At 47.3% G+C, this 17,914-nt stretch carries 16 protein-coding genes and 1 tRNA gene; 5 read left to right on the top strand and 12 right to left on the bottom strand.

Annotation, left to right across the window (positions count from 1 at the left end; all coding sequences use genetic code 11):
- Nucleotides 1-33: 33 nt before the first annotated feature.
- From IM753_RS08295 to IM753_RS08290, 3 genes are all read right to left on the bottom strand, one after another.
- Nucleotides 34-504 (bottom strand): META domain-containing protein, encoded by a 471-nt coding sequence (locus tag IM753_RS08295; protein ID WP_194092636.1) that lies wholly within the window; start codon nt 502-504, stop codon nt 34-36.
- 70 nt (nt 505-574) lie between these two features.
- The gene (locus IM753_RS13315) at nt 575-697 is read right to left on the bottom strand and encodes a hypothetical protein (RefSeq protein WP_255518625.1); all 123 of its coding nucleotides are present in this window, start codon (nt 695-697) and stop codon (nt 575-577) included.
- 473 nt (nt 698-1,170) lie between these two features.
- Nucleotides 1,171-1,656: a peptidylprolyl isomerase gene (locus IM753_RS08290; RefSeq protein WP_065256071.1), complete on the bottom strand. Its 486-nt coding sequence runs from the start codon at nt 1,654-1,656 to the stop codon at nt 1,171-1,173.
- Nucleotides 1,657-1,928: 272 nt separating this feature from the next.
- Between IM753_RS08290 and IM753_RS08285 the strand changes: the two genes are divergently transcribed.
- Nucleotides 1,929-3,779, top strand: a complete 1,851-nt coding sequence (locus IM753_RS08285; protein WP_065256086.1) for a M61 family metallopeptidase — start codon at nt 1,929-1,931, stop codon at nt 3,777-3,779.
- 25 nt (nt 3,780-3,804) lie between these two features.
- Here the strand turns inward: IM753_RS08285 and IM753_RS08280 are convergent, their stop codons facing one another.
- The 3 genes from IM753_RS08280 to pal all read right to left on the bottom strand — a co-directional run bounded on the left by IM753_RS08280 (nt 3,805) and on the right by pal (nt 7,453).
- Complete coding sequence (locus IM753_RS08280) at nt 3,805-4,419, bottom strand: pseudouridine synthase (protein WP_065256072.1); 615 nt, start codon at nt 4,417-4,419, stop codon at nt 3,805-3,807.
- Between the two features lie 85 nt (nt 4,420-4,504).
- On the bottom strand, nt 4,505-6,247 hold the full coding sequence (locus IM753_RS08275) for an OmpA family protein (protein WP_194109075.1): 1,743 nt from the start codon (nt 6,245-6,247) through the stop codon (nt 4,505-4,507).
- A gap of 687 nt (nt 6,248-6,934) precedes the next feature.
- Entirely contained in the window at nt 6,935-7,453 is a 519-nt protein-coding gene (pal, locus tag IM753_RS08270) for a peptidoglycan-associated lipoprotein Pal (protein WP_194109074.1), read from the bottom strand.
- 336 nt (nt 7,454-7,789) lie between these two features.
- Between pal and pepN the strand changes: the two genes are divergently transcribed.
- Genes pepN through IM753_RS08250 form a run of 4 tightly spaced genes read left to right on the top strand, consistent with a single transcriptional unit; the run spans nt 7,790 to nt 14,088 of the window.
- Complete coding sequence (gene pepN / locus IM753_RS08265; RefSeq protein ID WP_194109073.1) at nt 7,790-10,369, top strand: aminopeptidase N; 2,580 nt, start codon at nt 7,790-7,792, stop codon at nt 10,367-10,369.
- Nucleotides 10,366-12,117, top strand: a complete 1,752-nt coding sequence (locus IM753_RS08260; RefSeq protein ID WP_194109072.1) for a tetratricopeptide repeat protein — start codon at nt 10,366-10,368, stop codon at nt 12,115-12,117. Before pepN ends, IM753_RS08260 begins: the two co-directional genes overlap by 4 nt.
- A gap of 1 nt (nt 12,118) precedes the next feature.
- On the top strand, nt 12,119-13,378 hold the full coding sequence (locus IM753_RS08255; protein WP_194109071.1) for a 3-deoxy-D-manno-octulosonic acid transferase: 1,260 nt from the start codon (nt 12,119-12,121) through the stop codon (nt 13,376-13,378).
- Nucleotides 13,375-14,088: a 16S rRNA (uracil(1498)-N(3))-methyltransferase gene (locus IM753_RS08250; protein WP_065256078.1), complete on the top strand. Its 714-nt coding sequence runs from the start codon at nt 13,375-13,377 to the stop codon at nt 14,086-14,088. The genes IM753_RS08255 and IM753_RS08250 overlap by 4 nt, the downstream gene beginning before the upstream one ends.
- A gap of 26 nt (nt 14,089-14,114) precedes the next feature.
- On the opposite strand, the gene IM753_RS08245 is transcribed toward IM753_RS08250, so the two are convergent.
- The 6 genes from IM753_RS08245 to pyrC all read right to left on the bottom strand — a co-directional run bounded on the left by IM753_RS08245 (nt 14,115) and on the right by pyrC (nt 17,765).
- A complete protein-coding gene (locus IM753_RS08245) occupies nt 14,115-14,750 on the bottom strand; it encodes a DUF2062 domain-containing protein (RefSeq protein ID WP_065256079.1) in 636 nt (211 codons plus the stop codon).
- Between the two features lie 160 nt (nt 14,751-14,910).
- Nucleotides 14,911-14,986 (bottom strand) — tRNA-Glu (locus IM753_RS08240).
- 173 nt (nt 14,987-15,159) lie between these two features.
- Nucleotides 15,160-15,648: a YajQ family cyclic di-GMP-binding protein gene (locus tag IM753_RS08235; RefSeq protein WP_079324533.1), complete on the bottom strand. Its 489-nt coding sequence runs from the start codon at nt 15,646-15,648 to the stop codon at nt 15,160-15,162.
- A 23-nt stretch (nt 15,649-15,671) separates the two neighbouring features.
- The gene (locus IM753_RS08230; RefSeq protein WP_065256081.1) at nt 15,672-16,010 is read right to left on the bottom strand and encodes a low molecular weight protein tyrosine phosphatase family protein; all 339 of its coding nucleotides are present in this window, start codon (nt 16,008-16,010) and stop codon (nt 15,672-15,674) included.
- 1 nt (nt 16,011) lies between these two features.
- Complete coding sequence (rnt, locus tag IM753_RS08225) at nt 16,012-16,671, bottom strand: ribonuclease T (protein WP_065256087.1); 660 nt, start codon at nt 16,669-16,671, stop codon at nt 16,012-16,014.
- A gap of 23 nt (nt 16,672-16,694) precedes the next feature.
- Entirely contained in the window at nt 16,695-17,765 is a 1,071-nt protein-coding gene (pyrC, locus tag IM753_RS08220) for a dihydroorotase (RefSeq protein ID WP_194109070.1), read from the bottom strand.
- Between the last annotated feature and the right edge of the window lie 149 nt (nt 17,766-17,914).

Raw genomic sequence — 17,914 nt, 5'->3', positions numbered from 1 at the left:
TGGTGGTCATCTTAACACGTTGCCAATTTTGGGCTATCTTACCGCCTTAAAATACAACGCTTGACCTTGGCTGTTAGAGAGCATTAGGTCGGTGGCACTGACTTTATAATGCGTGAGCGTGGGCAACAGTTGTCCTAGTATCTGCTCTAACGCCATGTCAGGGCACGCCATGCGAGTGGATGCCACCGAGCTGATGTGTAGGGTGTCATCATGGATGTCGTTGATGCCAAACATTAGGGTGTTACACCCTGCATGCCCACTGGCTTTGGCAGGGTCGGTCAAATCAAGTGTGGCGACAGGTCTGCCTTGATAGTCCACGCCTTGCACGGCGGTCAGTCGCCACTCTTGGCTAAGATGGGTTAGATGGTGTGCGGTGTCATCTGATGACCCATGAGCGACATCTGCCGTGGCTTGGGTGGTGGAATGGGTGGCTGTGCTATCAGGCAGGGCAGAGCAGGCACTTAGCAGGGTGGTGATGATAAATAGAGAAGTTAAGCGTTTCATAAAAATACCTTTGTTAGGGCGTGCCTACCATTGATAACATTTTTATAAAATAAGATGAAAATTTAATGTTTCAATCAATTTTTGCATGAAAAATGGCTAAATCTTGTTTTTCTGCGTCAAAAACTTGTCTGATAGAATAACTATCAACCTGCGTTTTTTCCTTGAAAAACGGGCGATTTTTCTCATTTTTCATTGCAAATACCAAAGTTCAACACGCCCTAAATTTTATATGGCTAATTGATGATATTTTTGGATGGATTTGTGGGGAAAATTGCAATTTGCCCTATGTAATGTCTTGAGTTTTGGGCGTTATATTCGCTACTGTTTGCCCAGTTTGTAGAATTACACCAAGAAACTTTAAAATTCTACAAACACAACGATATTTGGATGTAGGGGCATGCTGTGCACGCCTTGTAAAATAATATCATAAAGGGCGTGTTCAACGCGCCCCTACAAACCTGTGGTAAATATCAAGTTGGTTGGGTGTATCTTTATTAAATCTCTTTCCAAACTAAAAATAAACCCTTATAAGTATTGGGGTTGAAGTTTTTAAAAATCTACAAAAATCAGGGTTTGGAAAGAAGTCTATTGAAAAATGCTTATTATAATCCTTTAAAAAACAAAAAACCCAAAGCAAACGTTTGGGTTTTGTAAATGATGAGCCAATCAGTGATGATGACCGCCCACACCGTGTGCATGACCGTGAGCAATCTCATCGGCAGTGGCTTCACGCACATCAACCACTTCAACGTCAAACGTCAAAGTCACGCCAGCCAATGGATGGTTGCCGTCCACGACCACCACGTCATCATTCACGTCTTTGACAGTCACAAGCATGACATGACCGTCGTCAGTTTGTGATTGAAATTGCATGCCAACTTCGATGTTTTCAACACCTTGGAAATTTGCCCGTGGCACTTCTTGGACAGCTTCGGCAAGGTACTCGCCATAAGCATCTTCGGGGGCAACAGTCACGGTGAACTTATCGCCTGCACCTTTGCCTTCCATTTGGACTTCAAGACCAGGGATGATGTTGTGGTGACCGTGCAAGTAGGCAAGTGGTTCGCCATTTGATTTATCAAGCACGTCGCCGTCACTGTTGGTTAGAGTGTAGTTGAATCGTACAACGGTGTCATTTGCAATCATTGACATGAAATTTTCCTATAAAAGTGAAAAATGTTTATCAGTAAATGGGGTGTCATTACCGATAATCAAGGGCTATTATAGCAAAGTTTTGGCAAATGTTGGGCATTGGTTACAAAAATCTTTTAAAAACCGATTAAAGCAGATTTAAATCAATTTTGTTATAATGGTGTCAGCTGACGACATGTTGTTTGACAATGTTTGTCATCTCTTGCATGTGCAATTTTAAGATATTTTTAAACAACAACACCAATTTTGATGAGTTTAATAAGGTAAATACAATGACACACCTAAATACAACCCCTAATTTGCCAAAGACGAACAGCGAGCAGGATGTTGCCATTCATTATGTGCTTGACTTTACCCGATGTCATGAGCATTTGGTTGATGTCATCATGAGCTTTGATGTGGCGGACATTGAACGTTCTGATGACGGGCTTAGTTTGTGGCTACCGACTTGGATAGCAGGCAGTTATTTGGTGCGTGAGTTTAGCAAGAACATCACCAAAGTCATCGCCTATGATGAGACAGGGCAGGCGTATCGGGCAAGCAAAAGTGCCAAGAACCGTTATGAATTTGCTGGCATTGGGCAGGCGGGGCGGATAACGGTGCATTATGAAGTGTACTGCCATGATTTGTCGGTGCGGACGGCATTTGTCGATGACAGCCGACTGTTTGGTAATTTTACATCGCTCCTTTTGATGATATCAAATAATGAGTGGGCGTCTGCTCAGGTGCATTTGCATGTGCCACAGAGCTTTTTGGCAAAAAATCAAGGCTCATCGCTCGCCTGCGGTCTGCCCCATGTCCTGCGTGAGCATGAACAGGGGGTGGGCTATTCACTCGCTCCCAAGGAAGCCTTTGAGTATTATGATTATCCCTTTGAATTTGGGGTGCAGTCGCTGTTTGACTTTACGGTGCAGGTGGCGGACAAAGGGGTGACTCATCGCTTTTTTATCGCAGGGCGACACCGTGCTGATTTGACAAGGCTGTCATCAGATGTGCAAAAGATTTGCCAAAGTTATGCTGACTTACTGGGTGATGTGCCTTTTGCTGACTATACCTTTATGACGATGGTCACGGGCAGTGATTATGGTGGGTTAGAGCATATCAACTCAACTGCCCTTATCACGCCACGCACCGATTTGCCGGTGGGCGAGTCTGATGTGCCAAGCGAGTCTTATCAGCGGTTTTTGGGGCTGTGTAGCCATGAGTATTTTCATGCGTGGTGGGTCAAGTCGGTGCGTCCTGATGTGATGATGGACAGTGATTTGCAAGCAGAAGCCTACACGCCCCTGTTGTGGGTGTTTGAAGGCTTTACCAGTTATCTGGATGATTTGATGTTATTGGTCTCAGGCGTGATTGATAGGGCAAGTTATTTTAAGCTCATCACCGCCCAAATCAACCGCTATCACAAGACGGACGGTCGCAGACACCAAAGCGTGGCGGAGTCTAGCTTTGACACATGGATAAAGCTGTATCGCCCCGATGAGAATACCGCCAATCAGAGCGTGAGTTATTATAACAAAGGGGCGTTGGTGGCGCTCTGCTTGGATTTGAGTTTGTTAAAACACTCAGGGGGTAGATACCGCCTGTTTGATGTCATCAAAGCCTTTTATGAAAAATCCAAACAGAGCGATGATAAGCGGTTTGGCATGACCGATGATAATCTTAGCGATGTCATCAGCTCTATGATGGGGGCGGACGCATGGCAGGACTTTTATCACCGCTATGTTGTGGGTACAGATGAGCTACCACTTGTGTCACTCATGGGCGAGTTTGGGGCGGTCTTAGATAGTGAGCAGACCGAGACGGCATGGGGCATGAGCGTGGATGAGAGTGGGGATGGTCTGAAAATCAAGCACTTACACCGTGGCAGTATCGCCAGTGGTGCAGGGCTGTCGGTGGGCGATGTCATCATCGCGATAGATGGCATTCGTGCCAGTAGCGTGGGCATAAAATCGGCACTGACCCATGCCGACAGCGTGGTGGTGCATGCCTTTCGCCGTGATGAACTTCGCACCTTTACCGTGACCCGTGGCACGCCAACACTACATGAGAGTGTGTCGGTGCGTACGGCAGACTATCAAGAAAAAGGGTGGTTTGTTTTTGATAAATGGCTCAAATCATAGGGTGTTGGATAATAGGATTATCCAATCAGCCCCGCAGTATTCGTGTCAGCTCATCATGGCTGATGTGAATACGCCTGCTTTGACCGACGGCTAAGTCGCCAACGTGCCAGCCGAGCTTGTCACTGCCGATTTGTAAGCGGATGAGTCTTAGGCAGGGCAGACCGACGTGGGCAGTCATGCGACGGATTTGGCGGTTTTTGCCTTCAAAGATGGTTATCATAAGCCATGCGGTGGGGATATTTTTACGCTCACGAATGGGCGGATGTCTGTCCCACACATCAATGGGTAGGTTGTCATCATCCAGGTGTAAGATATGGGCAGGCAGGGTTTTACCGTCTTTTAGGGTCACACCTGTACGCAGGGCGTGAAGTTGGTCGTCGGTTGGGGTGTGTTCTACTTGCACCAGATAAGTCTTGCCCCATGATTTGGCTTTGCCGTGCGTGGGTGGTGTGGTGATGAAATGGTTGAGCGTGCCGTTATCGGTGAGAACGAGCAGTCCTTCACTGTCTTTGTCCAAGCGTCCTGCCACACGCAGACTTTTGTCATCAAAATAGTCGGCAAGGGTCATCATCTGGTCACGGTCTTTGCGAAATTGACTGTGGACATTATAGGGCTTGTTAAACAGGACAACGGTAGGCATGATTTGGTATTCTTAAAGTAACAATAAAAGCCCAGCATGACTGACATGTTGGGCTTTTATTGTATCACGGTTTTGTCAAAACCGATTAGTTGTTTTGCTCGGGGGCGACTTCGCTAGGTTCGGCGATGACCACGCCAGTGGTGGGTTCATCAGTTGCCATCTCGTCTAGAACAACATCAACGGGCGTGTCATTGGCATGCTCATGAGCGTTTTCAACGGCAGTGGCAGGACTGGTCGGTGCATTGCCAACAGCAGCGATTTGCTCACCGTCTTGGATGAGTGTGAACTCAATACGACGGTTTTGGAAGCGACCTTGTTCGGTGGCGTTGGTTGCCACAGGATGGTCAAAACTTGCCCCAAAAATGTCCAAACGCTCATCAGGTACGCCCTTGGATACTAGATAGTCATGAACGGCTTTGGCACGTTGCTCGGACAAGGTTTTGTTGTACTCATGAGAAGCATTGCTGTCGGTGTGACCGGTGATGGTTAGTCTGGCATCAGGCAACTGAGCAAGTTTGGCAGCTGCTAGGTCAAGGATTTCTTTGTTCTGCTCAGGAATCTCACTTGAATCATTGGCAAAGTTGATGATTTGTAAGTTCAAGGCACGCACTAAATCATCTGCGGTAGATGTGTCGGTCAGACCTGCAATGGCGTTTTTGGCGGTATTGATGCTGTCGGTCACAACGCTGTTGATGTCAAGCTGTGGCTCCGCTTCGACCACAAAGTCGGCAGGAGTGAGTGCTTTGGTGCCATCGATGAGTTTGGTGATGTCATCAGCATGGGCTGCGTTAAAGCGAATGGTTTTGTCGCTGATGCTTACGCTGGCATTAGGTACGCCTTTCATGAGATTAAAGATGTCAGTCAAATGCTCGCTGGCAGGGAACGTGTCTGACACACCAGAGCTGACACTCAGACGGCATGTGTCATCGGCGACACCAAACACGCCTGACAGGGCGGTGCGAATGTTGGCAAAAACACCTTCGCTACCTGCTTCGCCACGGCAAGAGTAGATGCCTTGACCTGTCTCGTCGGTGGCAAAGTTAAGCGTGGCAGGGGTCAAACCTGCGACGGCACCACTGGCAGGGGCGGTCTCGCCAGGGGGCGTGACAGGTGCTGCCACAGGGGTGGGTTTTTCTTGGCAACCACGCAACAAAAGCCATGCCAGCCCTGCAAAAATCACCAAACCAATGATGGGTAGTAGGGCTTTCATGAAGCTACCTTCTTCTTTTTTGATGGGTTCTACTTGACCATTAACATGGGCGGCAGTAGGCTCTGAGGCGCTCTCAGTGGTTGGCGTAACTGGTGTCACGGGCGTGCTTGCGGCATCAGTAGCGATGTCTGCTGACGGTGTTGCCCCCAAAGCACCAACACCTGCCAGTAGCCCTGCTGGTAGCAATTTTTCTGCCCAGTTGGGTAAAAATCCAGCAAAGTCGTCCGCTTTTTCTTGCAAAAAGGTGGCAAGGGAGCTTGATCCTGCCAAGGTGTTCAGTTCACGCACGATGAGTGGTGCAGCGGTGGTGGTTAGGGCTTCTGTGGTGGTGTTCGGCAGTCCATGTTCAGAAGCAAGCTCGTTATTTAAGGTGCTAACTTGACTGGTGCCTTGGGTGTCTTGGACGACAGTGTTTAGAACGTGATTGCCATCTTCGAGTTGTTCGGGGGTCAGTGCTTGCACTCGGGCAGCGATGTCAGGGTTGGCAAGATTCATGCCAAATAGCCCAAATAATCCTGTCAATGCATTTCTTTTGGCACTGTCGTCACCGCCATGCTCGCCAATTAAGGATAAGACTTTGGGGGTAACGATGGTTTGTAAATGGTCAATCAGGTTCATAAAAACTCCTTACTCATGTATCAATTAAAAATTGATGGATTAAAAAAGATTGATATTGATTTTAATCAAAATAATCAACATAAAAAACATTCTACGTTAAAATCATTGCAAATGCGATAGTGGCTTTACAAATCATTTAAAAAAGAACAATAATGCAACAATTTTATAAGAAAACCATACCATGAGTTTGTGTTAAAATTTTTAAAAATAATCTTGCTAAACGCCCAATTAAAATGAGAAATTATTAGGGCGTGCCTGCTTTTTGTATTTGCAATGGAAAATAAGATTTAGCCATTTTTCATGCAAAAATAGATTAAAGCGTTAAATTTTCATCTTACTTTGTAAAAATGTTATCAATGGTGGGCACGCCCTAGTGTTATAAAGGGTAGGCACGACCTAATTACTGGGTGTTTTTTGAGTGATAAAAGCGAATTTTTGTCTTATACGCAGTTAAAAATATACAGTTAAAAGATGTGCTCTACAAAATGAAAAAGCACCACGGTTTTTGTGGTAAAATTCAATTTGGTTGACTGTAAGATGATGAAAGATAAGATGTTTTTTATAAAAACATAAATAAAATTCCTTTTATAAAAACATAAAAAGTGCCACAAAAAACCAAACCACCAAATCCAAGCCATAAATAAACCCAAATCACAAGATTTGGGTTTATGTTTAAAGCGAATCGAATTAGTAGCTTAGCTCGGCACGGCGGTTTTGAGCCCAAGCGGCTTCGTTTGAGCCTGTGGCAACAGGTTGCTCTTCGCCAAAACTTAGAATCTCAACATTGGCGGTGTTCACACCCTTGCTGGCAAGGTAGCCACGCACGGCAGCGGCACGACGTTCGCCCAAGCTCATGTTGTATTCACGAGAGCCACGCTCATCGGTGTGACCTGCGATTTGCACGCGTGCACCTTGGTTGGCGTTCAAGAATTGGGCTTGTTGGTCTAAGATGGCGGCAGCATCAGGGCGGATGGCATCTGAGTCAAAGTCAAAATGCACCACGCCTTGCATGTTGCGAGCAGCGTTTTGGATGTCGGCTGAGTTATTAACCAAAGCACCGCCAGTGTAGCCAGTGTTGGCACCATGTCCGCCCAAGGGAGCGACCACGACCTGCGATTTCGGTTTTTGGCTGGCACAGCCTGTCACCACAAGAGTGCTGGCAGTCAAAGCCAATACTAGGGCTTTTGAGATTTTAGAAGTAAGCATAAACGCTCCTTTGATTGAAGAATTTTATAAAACTATTTTGACGATTGTATCATTTTACCACAGTTTGCTACTTAATGACAATTTGCAAAATCATGTGAGAAAATCATACATTATAATGACAAAATTTGATGGGCTTAGCAAGTCATTTTAGGGTTGTTTTTGGGGTATTTGGGCGGAAAAATTGGGTGTTTTTGGGGTTTTGCGAGAAGTGATGGCAAAATAATGACCATATTGGCGATTTTGGGGGCGAAACGGTCTTTTTTTCATGGTAAAAATTTGATAGTATGACGTGTTAATTTTATCAATTCAAATCCAAACCTAAACTAGGAATAAACCATGACCAACAGCAATAAAGAGCCCCAAAAAATCTACCTAAAAGACTACACGCCACCTGTCTATCGTGTGGAAGACATTTATCTGGATATCAAAGTATTTGATGACCACGCCACCGTGTCTAGCGTGCTAAACATGCACCGTGAGCATGACGGCGAGCTTATCCTGCTAGGGCGTGAGCTTGAACTGTTAAACATCAGTATCAATGACAAAGTACTGACGGCTGATGATTACACATTAGACAGTGAAAGTCTAACCATTCACAACGCCCCCGACGCCGCCAAAGTTGCCATTGACGTAAAGATTAATCCCCAAACCAACACCGCCTTAGAAGGCTTATATCAGTCGGGTACGGGCGATGAGTTGATGTTTGTTACTCAATGCGAGCCAGAGGGTTTTCGTAAAATTACCTTTTTCCCTGACCGCCCTGACGTTTTGACTGAATACACCACAAGGGTAGAAGCGGACAAACGTTTTCCTGTGCTACTTGCCAATGGTAATTTGATAGAAAAAGGCAATGTGGGCGATGACAGACATTTTGCCGTCTGGCACGACCCAACCAAAAAGCCAAGCTATCTGTTTGCGTGCGTGGTGGCGGATTTGGCGGTGATGAGCGACCATTATACGACCAGTGAAGGGCGTGAAGTACTCCTAGAAATCTACGCCGTGTCTGCCGACATTGACAAATGCCACGTTGCCATGACCGCCTTAAAAGACAGCATGAAATGGGACGAAGAGCATTATGGGCGGGCGTATGACCTTGACCGTTATATGATTGTTGCCACAGGGCAATTTAACATGGGAGCAATGGAAAATAAGGGCTTAAATATCTTTAACACGTCTTGCGTGCTATCTAGTCCAAAAACCACGACCGATGAGCGAAGTTTTCATGTCAAAGCGGTCATCGCTCACGAATATTTTCACAACTGGACGGGTAATCGCATTACCTGCCGTGATTGGTTTCAGTTGTGCCTAAAAGAAGGCTTTACCGTATTTAGAGACCAAAGTTTCTCGGCAAGTCATCGCTCGCCTGCGGTGCAACGCATTGATGACGTGGGTTTTTTAAAGGCTCATCAGTTCAAAGAAGACGCAGGCGTGCTGGCCCACCCTGTGCGTCCTGACAGTTTTGTGGAGATTAACAACTTCTACACCGTTACTGTTTATGAAAAAGGGGCGGAGATTGTGCGTATGATAGCGACCTTGCTTGGCAAGGATAAATTCCGCCAAGGTACGGACGAATATTTTGCTCGCTATGACGGTCAAGCCGTTACCATTGAAGACTTTTTATCGGCGATGAGCGTGGGCGATAGCCGTGTACAAGACTTTTTGGCGTGGTACACTCAGGCGGGTACGCCTGTACTGACGGGCGGATTTGACGTGGTGGGCGATAGTATCAAGCTGACATTTAGCCAACAAACTCGCTATGTGGCAGGATTTGATGAGCCAAAAGCCCTGCCCATACCGATAGACGTGGCGATTTTTCATGGGGAGAGTGGAGAGCTACTTGCCCAAGAATTGCTACTTTTGAACAAAGACAGCGATACGTTTAGTTTTGACGGGCTGGATTTGGGTGGGGTGCGTCCTGTGGTGTCGGTACTGCGTAATTTTTCCGCCCCTGTTAAGCTAGAATTTGACTATACCGATGAAGATTTGGTAAAAATCGTACAATTTGACAATGAAGGCTTTAACCAATGGCAAGCGGTGCAGACGTTGGTGGGTAGATTGTTGTTTGGCAAATCGGATAATGTCGCCTTGCTCACCGACACCCTAAAACGTATCGTGCCAACGCTCATGCACAAAGACCCCATGCTGACCGCTCGCCTGTTTGACGTGCCAAGCGAAAGCGAGCTTGCGGTGGCGTACGATAAGGACTACGACCCACAAGCGGTCAAGGCGACACGCACCGCCCTAAAAGAGCAAATTGCCCACGCCTTAGCCGACCATGTACAAGTGTGGTATGACGCCCTGCCTATCGTGCCGTATCAAGACACGCCTGACGCTCGTGGGGTGCGACTGCTTAGAAATGTGCTACTCAATCTGGCATTGACCGCCAAACTTGACATGACCGAACGCGCCGAACGCCAGTACACCAACGCCACTTGTATGAGTGAACAGCTCGGAGCATTGGGGGCGATGATTGAGTTTGGCTTGCCAAATGCAGACGATTATACCGCTCAGTTTTATGAAGAATATCACGATAATGACCTTGTGATTGACTCATGGTTTAGCGTACAAGCAGGGGCGGACAGCCGTGATGTGGCGTTCATTAAGGTTCTTATGGAGCGGGCGGATTATGACTGGCAAACGCCAAACCGTGTGCGTACCACGCTTGGCGGATTGGCAAGCAAGCCCACTCAGCTATGGACAAAAGACGGCATTTCGCTGTATCTGTCAGCAGTGGCTCGCCTAGACGTGATAAATCCTGTGCTGGCTTCTCGCTCCTTGTCCGCTCTGGCTCGTTGGTACACGCTGTCGGGCGATGACAAAGAAATGGTTAAGGCGGAGCTTGTCGCCTTGCAACAAAAAGCAAGCTCCAAAAATGTGCTTGAATTTTTAAATAATATGCTCGGGGATAAAGCATGAGTGTCACCCCATTTGTGTGGTTTGAATTTGATAAAGAAGTGCATGAGCTGTGGCAGGGCATGAGTGTGACGGGCAAACGCTTTGCCTATCATCAGCGACTGTCTGCACTCATCGCTCAGCAGACGGCATTCAAGGCGGATTTGGAGAGTCTTAAACTGTTAGATGTGTTCTTATCAGCGGTCAAATCAGACTTGGCAGGCAAGAACGTGAGTGAAGCTCGTGTGCTAGCTCATGATGACTTTGCTCGGCTCATCATCATCTTGGCGTATCATGTCGTGCAGGTGATGGAGCAAGAGCTTGCCCAATCGGTGGCTAAACCTACCGTGAGTATCTACACCGCCCAAGGGTTTAGCCGTGTCTATGCTCGCCTGTTCTCGCAGATGGGGGCAGACCCCCAAAGTCAGATGACGGCTGAACAGTTGCAGGGTTTTTATTATGGCATGGGCGTATTGTGCCAAGGTGTGGGGCAGGCAGGACAAGCGGTGGCGGATAGGTTCTTTATCCTACCTGTCATCGGGGCAAGGCTGTTTGGCACGATTGACCGCACCTTTGTGGCAGGTCTTGATGATGACGGTCAAGGCGTGGGCGTGGCAGAAGATAGCTTGTATTGGGCGGTGCATGATTTTATCAGCCGTTTTAAACAGTTGCAACACAGCCCAACTGCCGATGATAGAGCCAAACAGTTATTTAGCGAGCGGTCGCTGTTTTTAAAGCCAGTAGATAAGTCAGTGCAAGCGGTTGATAAACAAGATGGGCAGAATGAGCAAGCTATTTTACAAAATGGCTTGCAAGATGGTTTACAAAACGACTTACAACATGATGGGCAAGATAGTGGACAAAATAATTTAAATAATGACTTGCAAAATCATTCAATAAACCCTTTGAAAAACGATGGGCAAAATGATTTAACAGGTTTGCGTAATCAAGTCATGGTGGATGGACAACCAGCCAGCCATAGCCCAGCCCCAGTTGTACAAGATACGCAAACCTTGCAATCTGCCAAGTCTGCCAGTCAAGCTCATGTTGCAAGCCCAAACACACCACATCAAGCCAAAAGTCCACACCAGTCTACCAATACCGCAAACTTACCCCCGTCCGCCTATAAGCAAAGGGCGAGAGCGTCGCACACGCCCAAGCTCTTTGATGAAGCGTACCAAGATTTGCTCAACATCAATACCCCAAGCGATGCCGTGAGTGAGTACCAAAAGGCGACGGCAGTACTGACCAAGTTTGATGCTTTTATCGATGGTAAAATCGCCGAAGGCAAGCAGATGGATGAGATTGTGTTTAATGACAAGCAGGTGCAGGCACGCAAACAGGCACTTGCCCTACTGGTGGGGCTGGTCAAGCAGGGCAACCCGTCTGCCATGCTTCGCCTAGCCCTGTACTATTTTGGTGGGCGTGGCGTGGGCGTGGACATCAATAAAGCGGTCATGCTCACCAAACGTTCTGCCGAGATGGGCGACATCCGAGCCCAAAAACTGCTTAGCCGTCTGTATTATCAAGGCTTTGCCCCCAATGATGGTGGTATGGCGATGGATGTGAGCATGGGCGAGCATTGGCTTCGCAAATCAGCCGATGGCGGACATCCCGAAGCCAAAAAGGTCTGTGCCTACATGAATCAGGTGGAGCTTCTAAAAAGCGACTACCGCACCGAGATGGTCTCGGACAAGCGTTATGGCATGCTGTTCATCGCTGTGGGCGTGGGGGCGGTACTGCTCTTTATCTTGCTAAGTATGATGTCCTAACATGCGTCCGCCCTTATATTATCGCCTTGCCATTACCGCCCTAAAACCGCTTTATCGCTTGTTTTTGGCACGCAAAAAAGCCAATTTGCCCCATTATGAGCGTGAGATTGCCGAGCGGTTCGGGCAGGGTTATGTGCCTATTAGCCATGATAAGCCTGTGGTATGGTGCCATGCCGTGTCTTTGGGTGAGCTAAACACCGTCTATCCGCTACTTCGGCGTATGCTATCTGATGGCTATCATCTGTGGATAACGAGTACCACGCAGACGGGCTTTAACCGTGCTAAGGTTTTATTTGAGAATGAACTTGGCAAATCGGTACAGCACAGCTTTGTTCCTGTTGATGATGTGGCGGTATTGGGGCAGTTTTTGGCACACGTTCGCCCTTTGATGGCGGTGTTTGTGGAAACCGAACTGTGGGCAAATACCCTATCGGTATTGGCAAAGCAAGGCATACCGAGTGTCATGGCAAATGCCCGCCTTACCCAAAAATCCTTTGACAGTTATGCCAAATTTGCCCGCCTTAGCCAAAGCATGATGGCAAATTTATCACTCATCATCGCCCAAGATGAGCAAAGTTATCATAACTTCATTGCACTTGGGGCAAGTTCAGATAAAGTCAAGCAGGCGTATTCTCTAAAATGGAGCGGTCAGATTGGCAAAACCCAAGCCCTTGCTGATTTTAACAACTTTGCCAAAAACCGCCCTATTTGGGTCATGGCAAGCACGCATGACGGAGAAGAGCAGTTGGCATTAGATACGCATAAGCGACTGCTTGCTGATTTTCCCAATTTACTGCTTATCCTAGTGCCACGCCACCCCGAACGCTTTGATGAGGTAGCAAGCCTTTGCACAGAGTTTGTTTATCACAGACGCAGTCAGGGCGAGCCGATAGCGGATAGCACGCAGGTGTATTTGGCGGACAGCATGGGCGAGCTTTTGGGGTGGTATGAACTGTCCGATGTGGCGGTCGTGGGCGGTTCGTTTGTGGATAAGGGCGGTCATAACCCCATTGAGCCTGTGAGCCTTGCCACGCCCGTCATCATGGGGCAGTATGTCAAAAACTGTGCCGAGATTGTGCGTGATTTTGCTGATGTGGGCGTACTCATACAAAGCGATGATGACGGACTATATGACAACATCAAAGCATGGCTTGACAATCCAGCCCTTGCCAAGCAAGCAGGCGAGAGCGGTCAAAGACTGGTGCAAGAGCGGGCAGGGGCGGATAAGGTGCAGTTTGATATGATAAGGAAACTGTTATGAATATCATCATCTTACCCCCGTCCGCCTTTGACGACACCACCGCCACGATTGACAATGCCGAACAGCTTAACCACGTCAAAACGGTGTTAAAGGCGAGCGTTGGCGACACCCTAAAAATTGGCAAATTGGGCGATAAAATGGGTGTGGGGCAAATTGCTTATATAGATGATAAAATTTGTACGTTAGAAAATGTCCGCCTAGACACCGACCCACCGTCCAAACTTGGCGTAACGGTCATGCTTGCCTTGCCACGTCCTAAGGTGCTAAGACGGCTTATCATGGATATGACGGCATTTGGGGTTCATCATATTATCCTTATCAATTCCGTTCGCACCGACAAAAGCTACTGGGGGTCGCCCCTGCTTGCTCGTCTTGATGAGTTTGTGCTAGAAGGGCTACAACAAGGCGTAGATAGCGTGCCACCTGTCATTACCCTTGCCAAACGCTTTAAGCCCTTTGTGCAGGACGAATTACCCGGTTTGATAAATGATAAATCCGCCCTTGTCTTTCACCCTTATGCTGACACAAGTTTTAAGGCGTTTATCCACCAAAATCCCTTGCCTGATATGATTATCATCGGAGCAGAAGGGGGCTTTGTGCCGTATGAGATTGAGCTTTTGGCAAGTGTGGGCGTGCGTGCGGTATCGCTTGGCGAGCGGATTTTACGGACTGAGAGTGCGGTCAATGCCACGCTTGGGCGGTGGGTGTAGCGGGTAAAGCATTGTTTAAAAAATGCTTAAATAGAAAAATCATCAGAGCCGACATTTTTCGCCTGCTCTCTGGCTTTATGTCCTTTTTGGGTGCGAAACTTGGGGGCGGTTGCATTGTAGCCTTGCCGTTTTTGCCAGTCATTGGCGATGCGATACTGCCAAAATATGCGAAAGGCAATGCCCAGCACGACACTGGTAATCATGCCACACACCAGCAATCCCCACGCAAACGCCTTAAAGGAAAACACCGAGTGCATCTCAAAAGGATTGCCACCGTTGCCGGTTACCCATAGTGTCAAATCGGACACAATCAGCCCCATGCCCCGAATGCCAATCACAGGCTCGCCCAGTAGCATTGCCCCCACCGAATACGCCAACCAAAAAATCGGAATAGTCGTCAAAGGGTTGGTAATCCACGTTAAGGCGACACTCATCGGCACATTGGCACGAAAGATTAACGCCCCAATCAAGGCAAGGGGCATCTGACCGGGCAAGGGGAAAAAGGCACACAGCACGCCCACATATACCGCTCGGGTTAGGGCGTTGCGATTTAACTGCCATAGGCGTGGGTCAGCCAAAAACGGAGCGAACAGGCTTATCATGCGGTTTTCACGCAATTTTTCGGGAGTGGGGAGCCAGTTTTTGAGCTTTTGTTTTGGCATGAAAGGCGTTGATGAATAAATGGAAATGGCAAATTATAGCAAATTTACAAGAGGCAATGTTGTTGTAATTTTGCAAATTTAAAGGGTGTTTTTAGTGAACATTGAATGAACAACTGGATAAAATAAAATCCCCAAGTGATGACTTGGGGATTTAAAATAGTGGCACTCCATAGGGGATTCGAACCCCTGTTACCGCCGTGAAAGGGCGGTGTCCTAGGCCTCTAGACGAATGGAGCACAAGGACGTAAAACTGATTTTTTAAAAATCGCTTTACCAACTTTTGAACGCTTTCACCGTGTCTCTCAAAAGTGGGGCTATTATAGCAGATTATTTTTGTCCGTCAAGCAAGATTTTTAAAAATTTTAAGAAAGTTTATAACTTGATGAATTTTAACAAATTTTTAAAATTATCAATCTTTAAAATTATTAAATTGCAGTGGCACGCCAAACGATTTTTCTTTTAAAAACGCCATACATGCTTGCAGGTTATCCTTTTTCTTGTCGGAGACACGGATTTTATCGCCTTGAATGCTTGCCGAGACTTTCAAATCGCTCTCTTTGATTGCCTTGCTGATTTTTTTGGCAGTGTCGCTGTCTAGTCCGTCTTTTAGGTTGATGACTTGCTTGGTGTGTTTGCCTGATTGGGCTTTGTCTTGTGGGTCTAGGCTTTGCAAATCCACGCCACGCTTGATGAGTTGTTTTTCAAAAATGGCATAGACGTTGTCGGCTTGCAGTTCGTTGTCGCAGGTAATGGTTACGGTTTTGGCTTTGTCGTTGAGTTCCACTGTGATGTCGCTACCTTTGAAATCAAAACGAGTGGCGATTTCTTTGTCGGTGTTGCCAATGGCGTTACGCACTTCTTGGACGTTAAGTTCAGAGACGATGTCAAATGATGGCATGGTGTTTCCTTATTTAAGTGGTGTTAAGTGCTTGGGTCTGATGACGGCAGATAGGGCGAGACGCTCGATGTTAAAATCTCAATCAACTCATCGTCCATATAGCCATAATCATCACTAATGTCAAGCACGATGACAGTTTTAGCGGACAGTTGGTTACCAAAGTGTTGGGCTAGGTGTTTTTTGTGTTTATGTTCCATGACAAAAATCAAATCCGCCCACTCAATGTCGGCGTGATTGACACTGTGGCGAGCGTTTCGGCTAGTGCCTGCCGAACGGGTATGGATGCTAATGTGTGAATCAAAAATTCGTTCGGCAGTCGGACTACGCCATTGATTTTTTGAACAAATAAACAAAAAGTTCATCTTAAATTTGTTCGCCCTTAATGTCAAGCATACCCATTTCATTAAAAATCTTACAAAAGAGCTCGGCGGTTTTTTGGGTGTCGTAAAGTGCCGAATGAGCATGGCTATTATCAAACTCAATCCCTGCCATAAGGCACGTCTTGGCAAGCACCGTATGCCCGTAGGCTAGGGCGGACAGGCTTGCCGTGTCTAGCACGCTAAACGCATGAAAAGGCGACTGATTTTTTGAATTGGTGCGGGCGATGACGGCATTTAAAAAACCCAAATCAAAATGAGCATTATGCCCAACCAAAATACACTGGCGACAACCGTGAGCGTTTTTGGTGTCTTTTAGGGATTTAAAAATTTGGCGGATTGCCTTTTTTTCGTCTTGGGCGATGGCTTTGCGAAAGGGGCTATCGGGGTTAATGCCTGTAAATTCTAAGGCGGACGGCTCTAAATTTGCCCCGACAAACGGCTCAATATGAGCGTTTAGCGGTTCGCCTTGATAGAGTTTGCCGTCATCATTCATCAAAATCGGAATGCAGGCAATCTCCAACAAAGCGTCCGTTTGGGCGTTAAATCCTGCCGTCTCCACGTCCACAACGACAGGCATAAAGCCCCGAAAGCGTTTGGCTAGTGGGCTTTTGTCATCTTTGGGTTCGGTTGTTTGACTTGTCATTGTGCTACTCATGGCTGTACTGTTCATGATTGTATTGACCATGCTAGGGTTTGCCCTGATAGTAGGGGGGTTAGGCTTTTGCCGTCAAGATAGGGGTAGCTGTTCGGCACGCTCATGTCCGATTTGACAAGGGTAATGGTGCTGGTATTGACAGGCAGTCCGTAGAATTTTGCCCCAAACACGCTGGCAAAATTTTCTAATTTATCCAACGCTCCTACGCTCTCAAAGGCGGTGGCGTATAGGGGTAGGGCATGGGGGGCGGAGTAGCACCCTGCACAACCGCAAGCGTTTTCTTTGGTGTGGGTGGCGTGTGGGGCGGAGTCCGTGCCTAAGAAAAATTTGGGATTGCCAGAGGTGGCGACTTCTAGCAGGCGTTGTTGGTGGTTGGCACGTTTTAGGATTGGCAAGCAATAAAAGTGCGGCTTGACTCCGCCCACAAGCATATGATTGCGGTTAAATAATAGATGCTGTGGCGTGATGGTCGCCCTCACGTTGTCCGCTTGGGCAAGGCAAAAATCGGCGGCGTCTGCGGTGGTGATATGCTCCATGACAATGCGAAGTTCGGGAAAATTTTTGATAATCACGGACAAAATCTCGTCCAAAAACCGCTTTTCACGGTCAAAAATATCCACGTCATGATGCGTAACTTCACCATGTACAAGAAGCGGAATGCCGTGTTTTTGCATACTTTCAAACACGTCCGCTCGCCCCAAAATGTCGGTAACGCCGTCTGATGAATTGGTGGTTGCTCCCGCAGGATAGAGCTTGACGGCTTGCACGATGCCTGAGGCTTTGGCATGGGCAATCTCATCGGCTGTGGTATGGTCGGTCAAGTATAAGACCATGCGTGGGTCAAACTCAGCCTTACGCTGGCTTGGAACGTCCGCTTTATCAAGGGCGGTCAAAATCCGCTCACGGTAGGCAACCGCTTGCTCGGTTGTCTTGACAGGTGGCACAAGGTTTGGCATACAGATGACACGGTTAAAGCTCAAACAAGCGTGCGGTACGGTCGTGGCAAGGGCATCATTATCACGCAGATGAATGTGCCAGTCGTCTGGCTGGATAAGGGTGAGAGTTTGGGGGGTGTTGGTCATGGCGGTAGCTGTGTTGTGGTAAAGCTACTATTTTAAGGGTTGGGGGGATTTTGTCAAGTTTTATGGGAAAAAGCTGAAAAATAACTTAAACAAGTGGTAATGGAAAAGGGTGTTTTAAATAGAATTGATAGATTTTTAAAATAAAAAAT

This window comes from Moraxella sp. K127, from assembly GCF_015223095.1.
Lineage (GTDB): Bacteria > Pseudomonadota > Gammaproteobacteria > Pseudomonadales > Moraxellaceae > Moraxella.
The sequence above is the reverse complement of the archived record's forward strand: the minus strand, read 5'-3'. Positions and strand labels throughout refer to the sequence as shown.

Excerpts from the sequence above, each read along its gene's own strand:
- IM753_RS08260 (WP_194109072.1), top strand. The coding sequence starts at position 10,366 with ATGAGTGTCACCCCATTTGTGTGGTTTGAATTTGATAAAGAAGTGCAT.
- IM753_RS08245 (WP_065256079.1), bottom strand. The coding sequence starts at position 14,750 with ATGCCAAAACAAAAGCTCAAAAACTGGCTCCCCACTCCCGAAAAATTG.
- rnt (WP_065256087.1), bottom strand. The coding sequence starts at position 16,671 with ATGACAAGTCAAACAACCGAACCCAAAGATGACAAAAGCCCACTAGCC.
- IM753_RS08275 (WP_194109075.1), bottom strand. The coding sequence starts at position 6,247 with ATGAACCTGATTGACCATTTACAAACCATCGTTACCCCCAAAGTCTTA.
- IM753_RS08230 (WP_065256081.1), bottom strand. The coding sequence starts at position 16,010 with ATGAACTTTTTGTTTATTTGTTCAAAAAATCAATGGCGTAGTCCGACT.
- IM753_RS08250 (WP_065256078.1), top strand. The coding sequence starts at position 13,375 with ATGAATATCATCATCTTACCCCCGTCCGCCTTTGACGACACCACCGCC.
- IM753_RS08235 (WP_079324533.1), bottom strand. The coding sequence starts at position 15,648 with ATGCCATCATTTGACATCGTCTCTGAACTTAACGTCCAAGAAGTGCGT.
- IM753_RS08285 (WP_065256086.1), top strand. The coding sequence starts at position 1,929 with ATGACACACCTAAATACAACCCCTAATTTGCCAAAGACGAACAGCGAG.
- IM753_RS08255 (WP_194109071.1), top strand. The coding sequence starts at position 12,119 with ATGCGTCCGCCCTTATATTATCGCCTTGCCATTACCGCCCTAAAACCG.
- pepN (WP_194109073.1), top strand. The coding sequence starts at position 7,790 with ATGACCAACAGCAATAAAGAGCCCCAAAAAATCTACCTAAAAGACTAC.
- pal (WP_194109074.1), bottom strand. The coding sequence starts at position 7,453 with ATGCTTACTTCTAAAATCTCAAAAGCCCTAGTATTGGCTTTGACTGCC.
- IM753_RS13315 (WP_255518625.1), bottom strand. The coding sequence starts at position 697 with ATGAAAAATGAGAAAAATCGCCCGTTTTTCAAGGAAAAAACGCAGGTT.
- IM753_RS08290 (WP_065256071.1), bottom strand. The coding sequence starts at position 1,656 with ATGTCAATGATTGCAAATGACACCGTTGTACGATTCAACTACACTCTA.
- IM753_RS08280 (WP_065256072.1), bottom strand. The coding sequence starts at position 4,419 with ATGCCTACCGTTGTCCTGTTTAACAAGCCCTATAATGTCCACAGTCAA.
- pyrC (WP_194109070.1), bottom strand. The coding sequence starts at position 17,765 with ATGACCAACACCCCCCAAACTCTCACCCTTATCCAGCCAGACGACTGG.
- IM753_RS08295 (WP_194092636.1), bottom strand. The coding sequence starts at position 504 with ATGAAACGCTTAACTTCTCTATTTATCATCACCACCCTGCTAAGTGCC.